General features: G+C 33.4%; 16 protein-coding genes and 4 pseudogenes. 13 read left to right on the top strand and 7 right to left on the bottom strand.

Annotated elements, in window-relative coordinates; translation table 11 throughout:
• Positions 1-223: pseudogene (locus tag OUY_RS01715) on the top strand (transposase); the annotation flags it as partial.
• Positions 224-258: 35 nt separating this feature from the next.
• Here OUY_RS01715 and OUY_RS01710 read toward each other — a convergent pair.
• Positions 259-538: pseudogene (locus OUY_RS01710) on the bottom strand (IS6 family transposase); the annotation flags it as partial.
• Positions 539-590: 52 nt separating this feature from the next.
• Between OUY_RS01710 and OUY_RS01705 the strand changes: the two are divergent.
• Positions 591-1,379: pseudogene (locus OUY_RS01705) on the top strand (Mur ligase domain-containing protein); the annotation flags it as partial.
• 425 nt (positions 1,380-1,804) lie between these two features.
• Here OUY_RS01705 and OUY_RS06340 read toward each other — a convergent pair.
• Entirely contained in the window at positions 1,805-1,945 is a 141-nt protein-coding gene (locus tag OUY_RS06340; protein ID WP_246038599.1) for a hypothetical protein, read from the bottom strand.
• 13 nt (positions 1,946-1,958) lie between these two features.
• On the opposite strand from OUY_RS06340, the gene OUY_RS06655 reads away from it, so the two are divergent.
• Positions 1,959-2,087 carry a hypothetical protein gene (locus tag OUY_RS06655; RefSeq protein WP_281277876.1) on the top strand — a complete coding sequence of 43 codons (129 nt, stop codon included), beginning with the start codon at positions 1,959-1,961 and terminating at the stop codon, positions 2,085-2,087.
• Positions 2,088-2,187: 100 nt separating this feature from the next.
• On the opposite strand, the gene OUY_RS01700 is transcribed toward OUY_RS06655, so the two are convergent.
• Positions 2,188-2,955 carry an MFS transporter gene (locus tag OUY_RS01700; protein WP_246038597.1) on the bottom strand — a complete coding sequence of 256 codons (768 nt, stop codon included), beginning with the start codon at positions 2,953-2,955 and terminating at the stop codon, positions 2,188-2,190.
• A 16-nt stretch (positions 2,956-2,971) separates the two neighbouring features.
• On the opposite strand from OUY_RS01700, the gene OUY_RS01695 reads away from it, so the two are divergent.
• Positions 2,972-3,529 (top strand): GNAT family N-acetyltransferase, encoded by a 558-nt coding sequence (locus OUY_RS01695; RefSeq protein WP_139686526.1) that lies wholly within the window; start codon positions 2,972-2,974, stop codon positions 3,527-3,529.
• A 254-nt stretch (positions 3,530-3,783) separates the two neighbouring features.
• Positions 3,784-4,713 carry an AEC family transporter gene (locus OUY_RS01690; RefSeq protein WP_139686525.1) on the top strand — a complete coding sequence of 310 codons (930 nt, stop codon included), beginning with the start codon at positions 3,784-3,786 and terminating at the stop codon, positions 4,711-4,713.
• A gap of 362 nt (positions 4,714-5,075) precedes the next feature.
• Here the strand turns inward: OUY_RS01690 and OUY_RS01685 are convergent, their stop codons facing one another.
• Both OUY_RS01685 and prfA read right to left on the bottom strand, forming a co-directional pair.
• A complete protein-coding gene (locus OUY_RS01685; RefSeq protein WP_010401259.1) occupies positions 5,076-5,519 on the bottom strand; it encodes a leucine-rich repeat domain-containing protein in 444 nt (147 codons plus the stop codon).
• 118 nt (positions 5,520-5,637) lie between these two features.
• Positions 5,638-6,729, bottom strand: coding sequence for a peptide chain release factor 1 (gene prfA / locus OUY_RS01680; RefSeq protein WP_139686524.1), 1,092 nt, complete (start codon positions 6,727-6,729; stop codon positions 5,638-5,640).
• Positions 6,730-6,842: 113 nt separating this feature from the next.
• On the opposite strand from prfA, the gene yihA reads away from it, so the two are divergent.
• Both yihA and argB read left to right on the top strand, forming a co-directional pair.
• Positions 6,843-7,436, top strand: a complete 594-nt coding sequence (yihA, locus tag OUY_RS01675) for a ribosome biogenesis GTP-binding protein YihA/YsxC (protein WP_139686523.1) — start codon at positions 6,843-6,845, stop codon at positions 7,434-7,436.
• A 4-nt stretch (positions 7,437-7,440) separates the two neighbouring features.
• A complete protein-coding gene (argB, locus tag OUY_RS01670; RefSeq protein WP_139686522.1) occupies positions 7,441-8,349 on the top strand; it encodes an acetylglutamate kinase in 909 nt (302 codons plus the stop codon).
• A 370-nt stretch (positions 8,350-8,719) separates the two neighbouring features.
• Here the strand turns inward: argB and OUY_RS01665 are convergent, their stop codons facing one another.
• Positions 8,720-10,252, bottom strand: a complete 1,533-nt coding sequence (locus OUY_RS01665) for a hypothetical protein (RefSeq protein ID WP_139686521.1) — start codon at positions 10,250-10,252, stop codon at positions 8,720-8,722.
• Positions 10,253-10,431: 179 nt separating this feature from the next.
• Here OUY_RS01665 and OUY_RS01660 point away from each other — a divergent pair, with 179 nt between their 5' ends.
• The 6 genes from OUY_RS01660 (at position 10,432) to OUY_RS01645 (ending at position 14,913) form a co-directional block, all read left to right on the top strand.
• A complete protein-coding gene (locus OUY_RS01660; RefSeq protein WP_010401253.1) occupies positions 10,432-11,709 on the top strand; it encodes an adenylosuccinate synthase in 1,278 nt (425 codons plus the stop codon).
• A gap of 228 nt (positions 11,710-11,937) precedes the next feature.
• The gene (locus tag OUY_RS06335) at positions 11,938-12,333 is read left to right on the top strand and encodes a hypothetical protein (RefSeq protein WP_246038595.1); all 396 of its coding nucleotides are present in this window, start codon (positions 11,938-11,940) and stop codon (positions 12,331-12,333) included.
• A gap of 16 nt (positions 12,334-12,349) precedes the next feature.
• Entirely contained in the window at positions 12,350-13,474 is a 1,125-nt protein-coding gene (locus OUY_RS06330) for a hypothetical protein (protein ID WP_246038593.1), read from the top strand.
• A 164-nt stretch (positions 13,475-13,638) separates the two neighbouring features.
• Positions 13,639-13,995, top strand: a complete 357-nt coding sequence (locus tag OUY_RS06325) for a hypothetical protein (protein WP_246038591.1) — start codon at positions 13,639-13,641, stop codon at positions 13,993-13,995.
• 71 nt (positions 13,996-14,066) lie between these two features.
• The gene (gene infA, locus OUY_RS01650; RefSeq protein WP_139686520.1) at positions 14,067-14,330 is read left to right on the top strand and encodes a translation initiation factor IF-1; all 264 of its coding nucleotides are present in this window, start codon (positions 14,067-14,069) and stop codon (positions 14,328-14,330) included.
• Positions 14,308-14,913, top strand: coding sequence for a Maf family nucleotide pyrophosphatase (locus tag OUY_RS01645; protein WP_139686519.1), 606 nt, complete (start codon positions 14,308-14,310; stop codon positions 14,911-14,913). Before infA ends, OUY_RS01645 begins: the two co-directional genes overlap by 23 nt.
• Positions 14,914-14,923: 10 nt before the next feature.
• Here OUY_RS01645 and OUY_RS01640 read toward each other — a convergent pair.
• A pseudogene (locus OUY_RS01640) lies at positions 14,924-15,961 on the bottom strand (IS481 family transposase); the annotation flags it as partial.

Here is a 15,961-nt window from a genome sequence, read left to right as displayed (position 1 = left end):
CCGATTTTGGAACCTGGACAAACTGTTATCCTTGATAATGCTACTTTTCATAAGTCTAATAAGATTTGCTAAAGGAGTTGGCGCAGAAATTTTATATCTTCCTCCATATTCTCCAGATTTTAACAAAATTGAACATTATTGGTTTGCTATAAAAAACAGAACCAGGAAAAACATTCCTTTATTCAAATCTTTTCGTCATGCTGTCGATTCTTCTTTCTTATGACCTTTTTGGACTATTATGGGAAGGGCTATAACACACAAGAGGAAGTCTACAGTATATAAATAAACCCATTTACCGTTTAATTTAATGTAAGTCTCTCCAACTACTACCAACCTGCTTCTTTCTTTTCCTTACTGCCTCATCTATCAGTGGTGATAACCCACCTTTGTAACGTAGCATTTTGCTCCCCTTATACTCATCATTTCTTCCAAATCTCGATAGCTCAAAGAGAATCGACATTTCATGTATACAGATAACATCCGCTGAAAAGCTAAATCCTTTGAAATATGGCAACAATTTTTGATTGATACGAAACATCTTTGCTTTTTTTTTAGACAATTATATCATTCTTCTTTCTACTTCCCTACAAATGCGACAGAACCCTAAAAAAGAAGTAATACATATAATCGGTATAGGTGGAATTGGAATGAGCGCAATTGCTGAAATTCTTCATAATTCCAGTTATAAAATTCAAGGCAGTGATACGCGATCAAACGACAATATAGATAGGTTACAAAAATTAGGTATAGAGGTCTATATTGGTCACGATGCAAGTAGTATTAGACAAGCTCAAATAGTTGTACATTCTTCCTCAATAAAACCTGATAATGTGGAGCTAGTTGCAGCAAGAAATAACAATAAAACAGTTTTGCATAGGTCAGACATGCTGGCTAAAATTATGAAAGGTAAATATGTGATAGCGGTTTCTGGTTCAAGTGGCAAGACAACAACAACAGCTATGATTGCTTCCATTTTTGATCATTCTGGTACTGATGCTACTGTAATTGTGGGAGGAGTATTAAACTCCTATCAGAGTAATTCAAAACTTGGCAAGAGTGACATTTTTTTAATCGAGGCTGATGAGTCTGATGGAACTATGTTAAAAATTCCTGCAAATATTGCTGTTGTAACAAGTATTAATGACGACCATATAGACCATTACGGTACATTTAACGAAATCAAAAATGCATTTTCTCGATTTGTAAACAACGCGGATTTTGCGGTTTTACCTGATTCTGCAAGCGTCAATTATGATGAGAATAATTCTATAACGTTTGGGTTTGGGAATGATAAGATTAGAGCCAGCAACGTCAAACAACACAATAATAGCATAGAATTTGATGTATTGATTAGTATAAACGAAAATAACTGGATTCCATTGTCAACTACTCAAATAGTTGATAGGGATGGGATAAAAGCAGCTCTTGATTCGTCACTTCAATGCTTGAAACGGGACTCTCGTTTCAATGTTGAACAAAATACTACAGAACTCAAGAAGACAATCCCTAGAAAATCTCTACATCCCAAAAAAAGTAAATCGTACTAATGCTATTTGAACGAACTAGCGAAAAAGTAAGCTAAAATTTTTTAGGGTATAAAAACAGCAAGAAACAGTATTTTAAAGAAAGTTAGAATTTGATTGGATTGTTGAAGGTTGGCTCCCAAATTTTAGACGCATGAGCAAGCTCATACTTGTTAACTAATATAGACTAGGTGATGTGGAAGAGATACATTTAGAGCAGCCGGCAAAATTGCAATACATATTACCGCAATAACTAGAAATGAGAAGGATCTATATGGTGATTATAGATTTTCTCCAGATCTTGAAAACAATAAATAGGCAGTAAAAATAAGTTCTAGCGCTACTGCAGATAGAACAAGAAGAGATATATTGATTGCCTGACCGTTGTAAACGTAGCTTGTTAAGCTGATAAAAATAGCCATAACAAAAGCTCTAATGAACGAGAGTGCAGAAGAAGCCGTACCTTTAATTTCAGGAAAAACGTTTATTGATGCGTTAAAAATCACTGGCTGGCATATTGCACAACCGATAGAAAAAATAATCATAGATAGTGTTACTAAGTAGGAAGAATGGGGCATGATTAAACTGAGTATTACAAGTAATAGAGACCCAATAGCACCCACGCTTGTACCAGAAATTACACACCATATTGCTCCAAGTTTCTTTAAGATCTTACTGGAAAACAGGCTAATAAGTGAGAAGGACCAACTATTGCACCTTGATGTAGTGCATAAATAGTGCTAGATAAACCAAAAGTCTTCATATACAGAAAAGGTCCACAAGTGATGAATGACATATAAGCGGCAGAAAAGAGACTCGGTACCAAAGACAACGTAACAAATCTCGGACTAGATAGTAGTTTTCTGTAATCTTTCATCATTTTTTTTAAACTGAAAATATCGCGGTCCTTTTTTGTTTCTGGTAACAGAAAAAGCAGCAAAACCCAAGAGATTAAATAAAGTATTGCAACAGTTGCATAATTACCACGCCACCCTACAATTTCATTGATGAAACTGCCTAACACTGGCGCAATTGCCATGACAACTGTTAGAACAGAATTCATGATTCCAATAAATTTTATTGCTTTGTCACCCTGATAACTGTCTGCAACGATTGCAAACACAACTATAGATGTGCTTGCACCAATACCTTGAATAAAACGAGAAATTAAAAGGGAAAAAACCGACGGTGCAAAAACACAACCAACAGCGCCGATTAATAACAAAGTGTTACCTATGATCATAATCCTTCTTCTGCCATAACATTCAGACAATGGACCAAAAAATAACCCTCCTATGCAAAAGCCTAGGAAATTATAAGCAATAGTTAATTGAATTGTTCCTTCTGATACGTTAAAATAGCGCACCATATCAGGAAAACTAGGTACGGAAATGTCAATCTCAATGAACTTGGCAATTAGAGGTAGTAACATTTGAGATTTTTCATTAATGAATAAAAATATCACATTTAAAGCGTTGAAAGAAGAACATTTTTTACTGTTATTAAAATGGTTAGAAACACCTCACGTAAAGCTATGGTGGGATGCAGATATAAATTGGACACCAGAGTTAATTGAGAAAAAATATAGTACCTACATTAAGGGGTTCAAACGTTTGAAGTTTGAGACACAAATTATTGAAAAACCAATGCACGCATTCATTATTAATTGTGATGGAGTTGATATTGGTTATATTCAATATTACAACAAACATGATTTCCCACCTGAACAGGTCTATAACACTTTAGAACTTCCAGAAAGTTGTGCTGCTATAGACTGGTATATCGGAGAGCTGAATTATGTAGGTAAAGGAGTTGGTTCACAAGCTTTGAATATATTTTTAAACAAATTTGTCTTTAAAGTTTATGAGAATGCCTTTGTCGACCCAGGTATAGCAAATGTTTGTGCAATCCGTGTTTACGAAAAAGTTGGCTTTAAAAAAATTATGGAAAGTAATAGTGCGATTTTAATGATTAAGGCAAGAATTCCTGAGAACCATTCAAGATGAGTGTTTTTTCAACAATCTACCTAAATTACTACAAGTGGTTTATAAAAATATACAAGGAGCTTTATACAAACTTAACATAATTTAATCATAAAAACATCATTATTAAGTCCTATATAAGAACAAATTTTGGCACTCAGTGAATCTTTTTTTAACTAACTATGAACTTGATTAATTGGAAAATAAATTTTACTTACTTTTACAATATCTTAAAATCTAATATCACTTTATCAGCAAAGATATCACAATAGGCTAGCATGTTCTCTACTCTTTTCCTCAAAATATTACCTATTTACATTACAATACTTATTGGTTACTTAGCAGGAAGATATCTTAAAATTGATAGAAATACTATATCTCAAATACTCTTTTATATAGCTAATCCAATAGTGATTTTATACGGAGTATCTCATACAGAAGTTAATTTAAAAGTAATTTCTCTGCCGATTTTGATATGGTTTATAGGTAGTACTATGTCTTTATCAGTTTATTATCTTTCTTCTTTTTTATTTAAGGACAACACGAGAAACATATTAGCGTTTAGCTCGGGCAGCACAAGTATGGGTTATTTTGGTCTACCGATTGCCATTGCTTTATTTGATGAAGATTCAGTGTCTGTGTATGTTGTCTGTTACATAGGAATGGCACTATTTGAAAATAGCTTGGGATTTTATATAGCTGCAAATGGTATCTATACTGCAAAAGAATGCGTATTAAAGTTACTCAAACTTCCCTCATTATATGCAATGATTCTAGGTTTCTTTTTAAGTATATATGATATACAAATACCCACTTTTTTGACAGATGTTATGATAAATATCAGAAGTACATTTATCACATTAGGAATGGTGCTGCTTGGAGTAAGTATTGCACAAATTACAAATTTTAAAGTAGATTGGAAGCTTGCCTTGACCACTATTGTAGCAAAGTACATATTCTGGCCGTTATTTGTTTTGGGAATTGTCTTGCTAGACAAGCATGTTACAGGTATATACGATGAAAGCATCTATAAAGCACTGATGTTACTGGCTATTATTCCGATTTCTGGATCCAGTATAATACTTGCTAATATTTTAAATTACCAACCAGATAAAGCTACTTTATTGCTCCTAATTAGTACTGCAGTGGGACTATTTTATGTTCCACTTATAATATCATTATTTTTTACTAAACTTGTCCCTTTTTGATCAAAAATTTAAGCGCTAGCCTATTCACAAAACTTGAATTTAGACTAGACTTCTTGGATAATCATAAAAGAAACTAATCCTTTTTTCCTCTCCTTTCTTATTTTTTTGCACAGAATAGGAAGTTATCAATTGATGGAATTTTCGCAATAATGTCAATAGCAGTAAGATTTCCTACACCTTTTAGCAGGTCTATAGTTGAATTTGGATGTTCTATGAGCAGCAACAAATAAATGTAACTTGCCTTTTTCTATATGATGCTATTAACCGAATAGGTATTCGTTTGACATTTCCATATCTTTGTTATCATTAGTAATACTAAAGGGAAAACTAAACTTAATAAGATTTGGAAGCATATTGTTGTTCTATGATTCACGTAATGCTGCTATGCCTTCGTTGCAGACGTTGTCATAAAGTAAATTAAATTCTTTAATATTTGAAAAACTACCACCCCTTAGCGCACTCATTAATATTATTCCACTTTCAACATCAATATCATTAGAAATTAAATCAAGTTTAATAAGATTTGGAAAGTTACCATTCTTTAACAATTTAGTGATTGCTATTGAGCCTTCTGCGCCAATAATGCTAGAAGTTAATTTACACTCAGTAATATTTGGAAGATTAATATTCTCTAATGCTTCATTTAAAACTTCTCCGCACTGAGCATCAATATAACAATTAGATAAAGTCAAGCTTGTAATATTTTGCTTTTTCTGTAAAAAGTTTACTAGCTTTTCCATATATACATATAGATTATTTAACTCTAAGGTGTTACTATTAACATATTGATTAAAGTCAACTTCCATGGTTTCTGTAAGTTATAGAGCTGCTAATTATAGCATAAATTTAAATAATTGTCAACCTTATGAACAACTAACTTTACTTCTTTTTAACCTGATACCTATGCTTTGTTTCAAATTTCCATCAAAAAGTAACATTACCCCCTCCAGTCAACCTTTCTGCTTCATTTCGTGAAATCAATGCCTCAATAAATTCATCTAGTTCACCTTCTTTTATAATCTGTTCTAGTCGATGTGAAGTGAGATTAATTCTATGATCTGTTATTCTTGATTGTGGAAAGTTATAAGTTCTTATACGTTCAGAGCGATCTCCAGAACCAATTTGGCTTTTCCTCATTGTTGACCTTTCCATTTCTTTTTTTTGTCTTTCAATTTCGTATAGCCTTGCTCTCAACACTTTGAGCGCTTTAGCCTTATTTTTGTGCTGCGATTTTTCATCTTGCTGTATTACAACTATCCCTGTTGGCAAGTGGGTGACTCTTACTGCGCTGTCAGTTGTATTCACTGATTGCCCTCCAGGACCACTGGATCTATAAACATCTATGCGTAAATCTTTTTCTTCTATTTCAAAGTCAACCTCTTCTACTTCAGGTAATATTGCAACAGTAGCTGCGGAAGTGTGCAATCTTCCTGAGGATTCAGTTTCTGGCACTCTTTGTACTCTGTGCACCCCTGACTCAAATTTCAGTCTTGCAAAAACTTCTGTTCCATTAATGAGTGCAGAAGCTTCCTTATAGCCACCTATACCTGTATTAGAAATACTTATTGGCTCAAACTTCCAATTTCTTCTTTCTGCATATTTTTGATACATACGAAATAACATCGCTGCAAATAATGCTGCTTCTTCTCCGCCTGTGCCTGCTCTAATTTCTAATATTGCATTTCTTGAGTCATCTTCATCTTTGGGTAATAATGCCAACTTTAGTTTTGCTTTTACTTTCGGTAATAGTATCTTTTGCTTCTCAAGAAGTTCTTCTTTTGCTAACCCTTTTATATCACCATCGCTGTTCTCATCTTTCATGATTTCTTCTAAATCTGAAATTTCCTCTTTTAATATATTATATTCATCGATTATCTCGATAATTGGTCTGAGTTCAGAGTATTCCTTTGAAAAACTAACGAATTCTTTTTGACTCAAATTGGTAGGGTTTTCCAGATTTCTCTCTACATCAGAAAACTTTTTTTTTAAGTCTTGTAAATTATTGTCTATATCCATATAGTACAGGTCTAGTTTTCAGCTGTTTAAGTAAGTAATATATACTGAAATAAAAAATTTCTTATATCAAGCAATAACACTATAATTGTCTCGAATATTTCTACCTAAGTATAATGGCAAAACAGATAACATCAATCTGCAGCTTCATATTTGGAGCTTCAGACAAAAAATCATTACCAGATGAGTCGGCTCCAGAGATTGCATTTGCTGGTAGATCAAACGTAGGAAAATCAAGTTTAATCAACTTGCTGATAAACAGCAAAAAAGCTGCAAGAGTTTCTTCTAAACCTGGATGCACTAGACAAATAAATTTTTACTCTATGTACAATGATAAGTTTAGGATTGTCGACCTACCGGGTTATGGCTATTCTTGTGCAAGCAAGGAAGAAGCAGTACAATACTTAAACCTAATTGAGTACTATCTAATTCACAGGAGAAATCTAAAAAGAGTGTTTGTGCTTATAGATAGCAAGGTAGGATTAAAAGAAATAGACAAAGACTTTGTTTATTGGTTAATATGTAGTAATATTAACTTTAATATTGTGCTAACAAAAATAGATAAAGTGAATCAGGAAAGTCTAAATGCTATTCTAGAAAATACTCAAAAGTGGGTTAATAATGAACATGTATCAATTCATCAAATAAGCATTCGTGTTAAGCATAAAATCACCAAGGTAAGAGATGAGTTTTTCAAATTTACAAGATAAAAAAATGAAAAGTGATGAATCTTTAAATGGTAAGATGCCATTGAAGGAAAAAACAGAAATATTATTTGAAGTTCTGTCTAACATACCTAAATTTGTAGGCGAAACTTTTATCATCAAATGCAGCAGTGTAATAATCTCAGATGAAACGCTGCTTAGTGCTTTTGCGCATAATGTTGTTCTGTTGAAACAGCTTGGTATAAATCCGGTGGTAGTTCATGACGGAGAATGTGAAATTAACTTAGTGTTAAAAATGCTAGGTATGAATGATAAGTTTATAAATGGTGTCAGACTTACAGACAAAAGCACTATGAAAATCATTGAAATGGCACTGTGTGGTTCAATTAATAAAAAAATTGTTCAGCATATAAATTCTGCTGGTGGTTCAGCTATTGGACTATGTGGAAAAGATGGCAACCTCATAAAAGCTGAAAAGATAAGCACTACGCTTAGGGAAAATAGATTAAATAATATTGAAAAAATACTAGACATGGGATTTATCGGTAGACCAACTGAAATCAATCCTGATATATTATTCTTTATTGAAGAATCAGATTCTATACCAGTTATTGCACCTATCGGTTATGGAAAAAATGGAGAAACATATCATATTGATACTGATAGCACTGCAAGTGCAATTGCACTTGCAGTTTACGCATCTAAAATGATAATCTTGAGTGATACAGATGAAGAAATAAACAAAGTTGACAATAGAAGAGTCTTGATTAAAAATTTAAAAGAATCGATTGATTGTGGAAAAATTAAAGGAGAAAAATTTGTTGAAAGGCTTATGTCATATACTAAAATGGTAGAAGAATGTGCAGGGGTTGTTCACATAGTTGACGGTAGAGTACCTAACATTATACTTGATTTATTTACTGAGAATAATTCAGGTATATCAATAATGGATGATTAATAGCTGTACTGCTTATAACCATATGAACATTGAAAATTTGGGAATAGCTTATGTCAAATTCCTATTCTCTTTTCCAGTTTTTTAGGGTTTTTTTTCTTGCAAGCATAATAGTTTCGTATACATAATGAAACCAAATGGTATTTTTAGCTTGATAACAGAGGAAAATAAAGAGGGCTTGGTGTAACACTCAAATAATGATTTACCTTATGGATACCGCTAGAAAAGTTGACTAAGGTATACAATTCTCTCTGCGTCAAGTTACTCAAGATATCGAATCTACAAACGCTTTGGATTGAGTGTGTTTGGTCAATTTGAGTGCTTTAAATGAAAGGCGAAAATTGAGCATACTACGCCTCTGTACACAGTATCTTTAATGCAAATGCCCATGTGATTCCATAGATAATCTCTGTTTTTTTATTTTATCTGTCCATTTATCATTCTCTATATCTTGTTTGTTGGTTACTCTTTTTTCTTGCTCAACAATTGCCTTATCTATCTTCTGATGAATTGCATTAATTGCATTAATTGCATTTTTTTCTTTGTATACTTCGCTTTTTCCTTCAACAATTAAATTGGTAAAAATATTTACAACAAACTGCACTTGATTATGATTAACCTGACCTTTTATCGAAGAAGGTAAAGAGTTTAATTCCATCAATACTTCTGATGCTGTTTTATCTTGAGTGGAAAGCCCTAAATTATCTGCTACTTCACTTATTAATAACTCTCTGTTTTCTTTATTATCTTCCAATTTAGTATAATCACGCAGTAGATCCATAACTGCAGATACTCTGACTTCAATAATATCATCAACATCTTCACCTCCTAGAGCAACTCCTGATTCCAATAACTTCTCTCTGAGGTTTTTGCTTAAAAGATTAATAAATTCTTCATTTGCATCTGATCCTATGGTTGATATCGTACCATCTAAATAGTTATTTACTTTGATTTGAGTACCTAAGTTATGCTCTATTTGTATTTTTGTCTCATATTTTAATCCTAGTTCTGCACAGAATTTCTGAAAATATTCTTTAATAATGTCAAACAAGCTCTTGCCATTATCTTTATAGTTTTTTAGCTCTTCAGGAATAGTAAGTGATAACTTACCTTCTTTATATATTATACCATTTTTGCTATCTTGAGATTCAAGTGTGAATTCTAATGAGCTGGATAGGTTACATATTTTCTCTTTCGGATTGTTAAGCGTGGTTATAGGCATTGCCATATCAGACTTCACTTTTATGTGGTTGTGATCAGTGCAGTAAATGTTTAGCGCTTTTTTAGGACTATGTGGAATCAAGCTACAACTACTGAGTGCTGCATGAGATTCATTAAATATACCAGCTTCATACCCTGCTTGATTACAATTGGTGACTAGCTCTTCTAAAATAGCATTACTTGGAACTTCTGCCCCAGCGTACCTGAACATTTCCTTGAAAATTTCCTTTGCTAATGCACGGTAATCTTTTTTGGAGAATAGATGATAAGAGCTTCTCCCTGCGTTATAAAATCTCTCAAATTCCTTTCTATATTCATCAATTTTTTTTTCATCAGCAACTGTAGGGCTATTACAATGATTTTCCCAAACTTCAGATAGTCTATCTTGATCAAGCTCCTTAAGTACTGGTTCCATAAAAGCTTTACCTTCTTCAGAGAGGTTATCAAAATTATCACGGTTAAAAATCTCATTTTTATAACCTTTAGCTCCCTCCTTAAATGCAATAATAAAATTTTTATCTATTTCTTTTTCATTAATAATAAAATTCATTCTTTGAAAATCTAAGAACATTGTTTCACCGGAATTCGCTAATTTATTAGCTTGATCTGCTCTTAATTTACTAAAATTGAATTCTTTAGCTGTGGCCTTTAATCTAACTACCGGACTCTTCTTTGCCTCTTTCATAATTAACACCTTACTATAAATATGCTGTAAGTTGTACCATATAATGATGAATAATTTTATAATATATAAAAAAGTCGATAGTCTATTTCTTTATTTTAGGGATATAGGAAAGGCGTAGATTTCTCTTTTCATTTGTAGCATACTGCATTAATATTTACGTATTAATCTAGAAAATAGTGATGAATAATATTGTAATTGTTGGTCTGCAATGGGGTGACGAAGGCAAGGGTAAAATAGTAGATTATCTTTCTGAGAATGCAGATGTAGTTGTGAGATTTCAGGGAGGAAATAATGCAGGGCACACTATAGTAATAGATGATGAGGTTTATAAATTAAATTTACTGCCCTCTGCTGTTTTGAGAGCGGACAAAATATCTATTATAGGAAACGGTGTTGCTCTTGATTCACATGCTCTAGTCTCAGAAATAGAGTCATTGAAAGTTAAAGGAGTGGACGTAAACTATAACAACTTGATGGTATCCGAGAGCTGTCCATTAATACTTAGCGTACATAAGGACAAGGAAAAGCTATTTGAAGATTTAAACGGAAATCACAAAATTGGTACAACAAACAAAGGGATAGGGCCATGTTATGAAGATAAAGTTGGCAGGAGAGCTATACGCCTTTGTGACTTAGAAAACACAGATGAGCTCAATCAAAGAGTGGATGCTCTCCTGAGTTACCATAATGCTATCAGAAAAGGACTTAACTACCAGGTAGTTAAAAAAGAAGAAATATTAAAGGAAATTCAAGAGATTTCAGAAAAAATTCTTTTATATAAAAAACCTGTGTGGAAGATACTAAATGATTTTATGAAAGAAGGTAAGAAAATAATATTTGAAGGCGCTCAAGGCGCATTTTTAGATATCGACCACGGAACTTACCCTTTTGTTACTTCAAGTAATACCGTAGCATCGCAAGCGATAACAGGCTCAGGATTATCCTACAATGCTCACATTATTGGTGTAGCAAAAGCGTATACAACAAGAGTGGGTAATGGTCCATTTCCTACTGAACAAAATAACGAGATTGGAGACAGCTTATTTTCTATAGGTAAGGAACTTGGAACAGTAAGCAATAGAAGAAGGCGCTGCGGATGGTTTGACGCAGTTTTAGTGCGCCAGGCCGTACAACTCTCTGGAGTTTCAAGCATTGTATTAACCAAATTAGATATTCTTGATTCTTTTGATACTATTAAAATAGGCACTGGTTATAAGTATGGCGGAAAAATGTATGATTATTTACCCGCATCACATTCAATACAAAAAGAATTAGAGCCAATATATGAAGAATTTCCTGGTTGGAAAGAGAAAACTCAAGGCAAAAGGTCAGTTAAGGAATTACCTGCAAATTTGATGAAATATGTGAGAAAAATAGAAGAATTAATAGGTGTACCAATTCATCTAATTTCAACTAGTCCCAATAGAGAGGATGTTATTAAGCTTAAAAATCTATGAAAACGTCTTGTTAACTTTTATCTAATAAAAAACGATACTTGTGTGACTTCAAGCAATCTATTATGCAAAGTAGCAGCGTAAACGTACAGTGAGCAGTGTGATTTTTCTTAAATACATGTTGATTGTTATAATATAAACATAGTTAAAGAAGGCGTATTATGATTGCAGGTTTGACTAAGGGAGACAAAGCAGTAAAAGCGGAAAAAAACAAGTGATCAGCTGAGAGAATTGTCAGTTGCAGAATATGTAGTTAAGTCAATACATGACTTGCAAAAATTGCATAATAGATTATGTTCATCACAGGGCAACAATTGTTTTAATGATAGAGAGAAGTTTGTCCAAGATAGTGATGGGCTTGGTATATTTCAATTTCTCAAAAGCTATATTAATGATGCAGAAAAAAATGAGCCTTCCATTAAGAACCTTACTATAATGAAATTTCTTCACTCAATTATAGAAGATAGGGAACTGTATAAAAAGTTATGCAGTTTCGATGATTTTCTCGATTGTGAGTTAGAAAATTTGAGAGATAAGATAAGCTTATTAGCGCTTTTGAGAGAAAAGATGGACTTTACTGATATACAAAAAGCTTATGGTAATTGGCGTTTTAGTAATCTAAGGTGATAATGATTTTAAGCGAATGTATGTGGATGAAGCAGTAAAAGAAAGAGAAAAGCCTGTTAATGAGGACTTTGAGAAAAATATAGGTAAATACATAGAGTTAGTAAAGGAAGGAAAAGAAGTTGCAAGTAGGTATTTTGGAAAATGGAAAGAGGACTTTCAAGTTTACTGTGAAGAAATTGACAATAATAATAAAGTTTTGAATATTAACCTTACTCATTACGACAATAGTGAGCCAACAAAGATTAGTGACGTTTTACAGCAAGAGAAAGATATTAAAGAACTGAATATCTATTGCAATAAAAAACATGAAATACACGCTCATAAAAAAGATAAGAAAAGATATTATGAATTTAAAGAAGGTGCATATTATGAAATGACAAGCACTTGGGCTGCAAAAGATGGATCAGGAATGTGTACCATGATTATGAATGTGAGTAGCGATGGCATAACTGAAATACTAAAATTTAATGGTGAAGATTTTGTTTCATCGAAGGAGATTCTAGAATTAATAAAGCAAAACGATGAATTATATATTCAAGGTCTCTCCTTATATGATGCTGTAATGGAATCACTAGAAGAGAATAGGGCTACTCCTATTAATCTTTACAATGAATCTATGGTGGCTTATCAAGGTAAGGAACCAGAGGGGAAGTTAGATCATAAAGTTGATGCTGATAATAGCCTTCCTTCTTCTCCTTCTATTAATAGCAATGCATTGGAAGCCAATTTACAGCACACTGAAACTCAACCAGAAATTGCTTCACAACAAATAACTGATTTACAAAACAGTTTTGGAAAAGAAGAGCGAAAAAACACGGAATTGCAAACTGAACTGGCACAAAAAGATGAAAAGTTAGCAAGTGTGTTAGCAGAGTTACAAGAGAAAGCACAAGAACTTAAAAATGTATGTGAAGCAAAAGGAAAGCTAGAGGGTAAGCTAAAAGGTGTTAATACAGAAAAGAAGGAGTTAGAAGACAAATTAAAAGAAGCAGCACACATAATGAAGGAAAAGGAGCAGTATATAAGCAATTTAAAACTTCAAGTGCAAGAGTTGAAAGATGAGCATAAAGCACAACTGGAATCTTATGAACAAGGGATATGCAAACTAGCATGGGAAGTTGAAGAGTTAAGAAGAAGCTAGAGTGTGAGAATGAATGGGATGATAAAGTTGTAGAAATAGCTGATGGACTGGGAGAAAAAATTCATGCTGATGAACAAAGAAGCCTCAATAATCAATTTTATACTCCAACAAGAAATATTTTTAATGAGACTAATAATGAGTCTTGTGTTCCACTGGAAGAAAAGATGACGTTACTCAGATCTTCAAGCTCTGATGGCGGATATGGTAGTGATAATGGTTTATCTTCTAACATGAGTTCTATTGAACAAAGAAGCTTCAATCATCAATTTTATACTCTAGCAGGAAACGTTTTTAGTGAGCCTGATAGTGCCTCACAAAAGAAGACAGAGTTATCCAGATCTTCAAGTTTTGATAGTGGACTTGATAGCGATGAGGAAAATTGTGATAATGATTTATCTTCTAACATAACTTCTATTGAGAAGGTAGTAGAGAGTAGAAGCGTAGGTAGCTCGCTTTCCTCTTGCATTGTTAAGGAGATGATTGGAGTTAAGTTGCAAGAGCAATACTCAAGTAGAGTATAAAAATCTCCTGTATTGATAATAATTTAAAATCTATAGTAGACTGAAAAAGATTATTAAATTATAATACGACAATGATAAGAGAAGACAAATCAAAAACAATTTTTGAAGTGGAAGGGGCAGTAACTGCTTTACTACCTGCAGCAGAATTTAGAGTGAAGCTGGACAATGAACATGAGATTATCTGTCATGTATCAGGGAAAGTGAGAAGAAGTAAAATACGCATAATTATAGGCGATAGGGTGTTGGTTGAGATGAGTGTTTATGATAGGAATGCAAAAAAGGGTAGGATAATTAGAAGGCTTAAAGGTACAAGTGACAGAACGATCTCTAAATAATCTTATTCTTGCTTCATCATCGAAAAGGCGTATAGCTTTACTAAAACAAATAAATATTGAGCCAGGTTTAATTTTGCCAGCAGACATAGATGAAGTTCCTTTAAAAAAGGAACTTCCAAGAGATTACTCAATCCGTATGGCAAAAAGTAAAGCTGAGAAAACACAAAGTTCAAATCCAAATTACTTTGTGCTTGGTGTTGATACAGTTGTTGCTTGTGGTAGAAGGATACTGCTCAAAGCTGAAAACGTTGAGCAAGCAGAAAAATGCGTTCGCTTGTTATCAGGAAGAAGGCATAGAGTATACACCAGTGTGTGTTTATTAACTCCTGATCAATCTAAACAGCATATTAGGACTGTAGTTACAATAGTGAAATTTAAGCGTCTCAGCGAACAAGAAATTAAATATTATTTAGCATCAGAAGAGTGGAAAAACAGGGCAGGGGGGTGCAACATACAAGGTCTTGCAGGAATGTTTGTATTATTTTTACGTGGCTCATACTCTTCTGTAATAGGGTTACCATTACATGAAACCCATTGCTTGCTAAGTAATTACTTTAACTGTAATAGTCTAGACTTAATCTGACAAGCATGAATTAACTGACAGAAGAATTAACAAAGTCAAAACCAAAATCAGCATCCTGTTTAATGCTATCAATATTTTTCTGATAAGCAATATGCATACTATCAAAAAAGGTTTGCATAGGAGTCTTACCATAGCAATATTTACCTGAATGCGGTCTAGATCTATTGTAAGAATGCACCCAATGGTCTACGTCTAACTGAAGTTCTGCCAAAGAGGTGTAAATTTTCTTTCTAAAGATAATATTGTAACATTCATCTTGCATAGTTCTGTGGAACCTTTCACATATGCCATTAGTCTGTGGAGAACGAGCTTTGGTTCGAGAATGATCAATATTTTCTACCCCTAAATATAGCTGGTAAGCGTGATTTTCAGGTCTGCCACAATACTCTGTACCACGATCCGTCAAAACACGTAGCAATGATACTTTCTGTTCATCAAAGAACGGTACTACCCTATCATTAAGAAGATCTGCAGCTGTGATAGCAGTCCTTTCTGTGTAAAGCTTAGCAAAAGCAACTCTGGAATAGGTATCAACAAAGGTTTGCTGGTAAATTCGTCCAATACCTTTGATATTACCAACATAATAACTGTCTTGGCTACCTAAGTATCCTGGATGCTCTGTTTCAATTTCTCCATGGGCCTCTTTTTCTTCCTTAGCCTTTTCTAGAGCTGTTATCTGTTCTTCTGTTAAAATGATACCATCCTGAGCTACTTTTGCTTCTAATGCCTTTAACCTCTTTTTAAAATTTTCAAGATCGTTTCTTTGCCACACTGATCTTATTCCACTTGCAGAGATGAGAATTCCTCTCTTTTTCAGTTCGTTTGCTGCTCTTTCTTGTCCGTATGCTGGAAACTCTATTGCTATTTCAACTACTGCTTTTTCTATATCCTCCGACACTCTATTTGCATACAATGGCTTGCTTTTGCTTATCTCGTGTAAAGCCTCTTCTCCTCCTGTTTCATACAGTTCTTTGAAGCGGTAAATGTATCCCTTGAATATCCCATTACTTTACACGCCTGTGATACATTTCCTAATTGCTTTGCAAGT

It is taken from the genome of Wolbachia endosymbiont of Leptopilina clavipes (genome assembly GCF_006334525.1).
Taxonomy (GTDB): domain Bacteria; phylum Pseudomonadota; class Alphaproteobacteria; order Rickettsiales; family Anaplasmataceae; genus Wolbachia.
The sequence above is the reverse complement of the archived record's forward strand: the minus strand, read 5'-3'. Positions and strand labels throughout refer to the sequence as shown.

Bases quoted from the DNA above. Each gene is read 5' to 3' on its own strand.
- OUY_RS01695 (WP_139686526.1), top strand. From the start codon at position 2,972: ATGAATAAAAATATCACATTTAAAGCGTTGAAAGAAGAACATTTTTTA.
- yihA (WP_139686523.1), top strand. From the start codon at position 6,843: ATGGCAAAACAGATAACATCAATCTGCAGCTTCATATTTGGAGCTTCA.
- OUY_RS01690 (WP_139686525.1), top strand. From the start codon at position 3,784: ATGTTCTCTACTCTTTTCCTCAAAATATTACCTATTTACATTACAATA.
- OUY_RS06340 (WP_246038599.1), bottom strand. From the start codon at position 1,945: ATGGCTATTTTTATCAGCTTAACAAGCTACGTTTACAACGGTCAGGCA.
- OUY_RS01700 (WP_246038597.1), bottom strand. From the start codon at position 2,955: ATGTTACTACCTCTAATTGCCAAGTTCATTGAGATTGACATTTCCGTA.
- OUY_RS06655 (WP_281277876.1), top strand. From the start codon at position 1,959: ATGAACGAGAGTGCAGAAGAAGCCGTACCTTTAATTTCAGGAAAAACG.
- OUY_RS06330 (WP_246038593.1), top strand. From the start codon at position 12,350: ATGTATGTGGATGAAGCAGTAAAAGAAAGAGAAAAGCCTGTTAATGAG.
- prfA (WP_139686524.1), bottom strand. From the start codon at position 6,729: ATGGATATAGACAATAATTTACAAGACTTAAAAAAAAAGTTTTCTGAT.
- OUY_RS01660 (WP_010401253.1), top strand. From the start codon at position 10,432: ATGAATAATATTGTAATTGTTGGTCTGCAATGGGGTGACGAAGGCAAG.
- OUY_RS01665 (WP_139686521.1), bottom strand. From the start codon at position 10,252: ATGAAAGAGGCAAAGAAGAGTCCGGTAGTTAGATTAAAGGCCACAGCT.
- OUY_RS01685 (WP_010401259.1), bottom strand. From the start codon at position 5,519: ATGGAAGTTGACTTTAATCAATATGTTAATAGTAACACCTTAGAGTTA.
- argB (WP_139686522.1), top strand. From the start codon at position 7,441: ATGAAAAGTGATGAATCTTTAAATGGTAAGATGCCATTGAAGGAAAAA.
- infA (WP_139686520.1), top strand. From the start codon at position 14,067: ATGATAAGAGAAGACAAATCAAAAACAATTTTTGAAGTGGAAGGGGCA.
- OUY_RS06325 (WP_246038591.1), top strand. From the start codon at position 13,639: ATGACGTTACTCAGATCTTCAAGCTCTGATGGCGGATATGGTAGTGAT.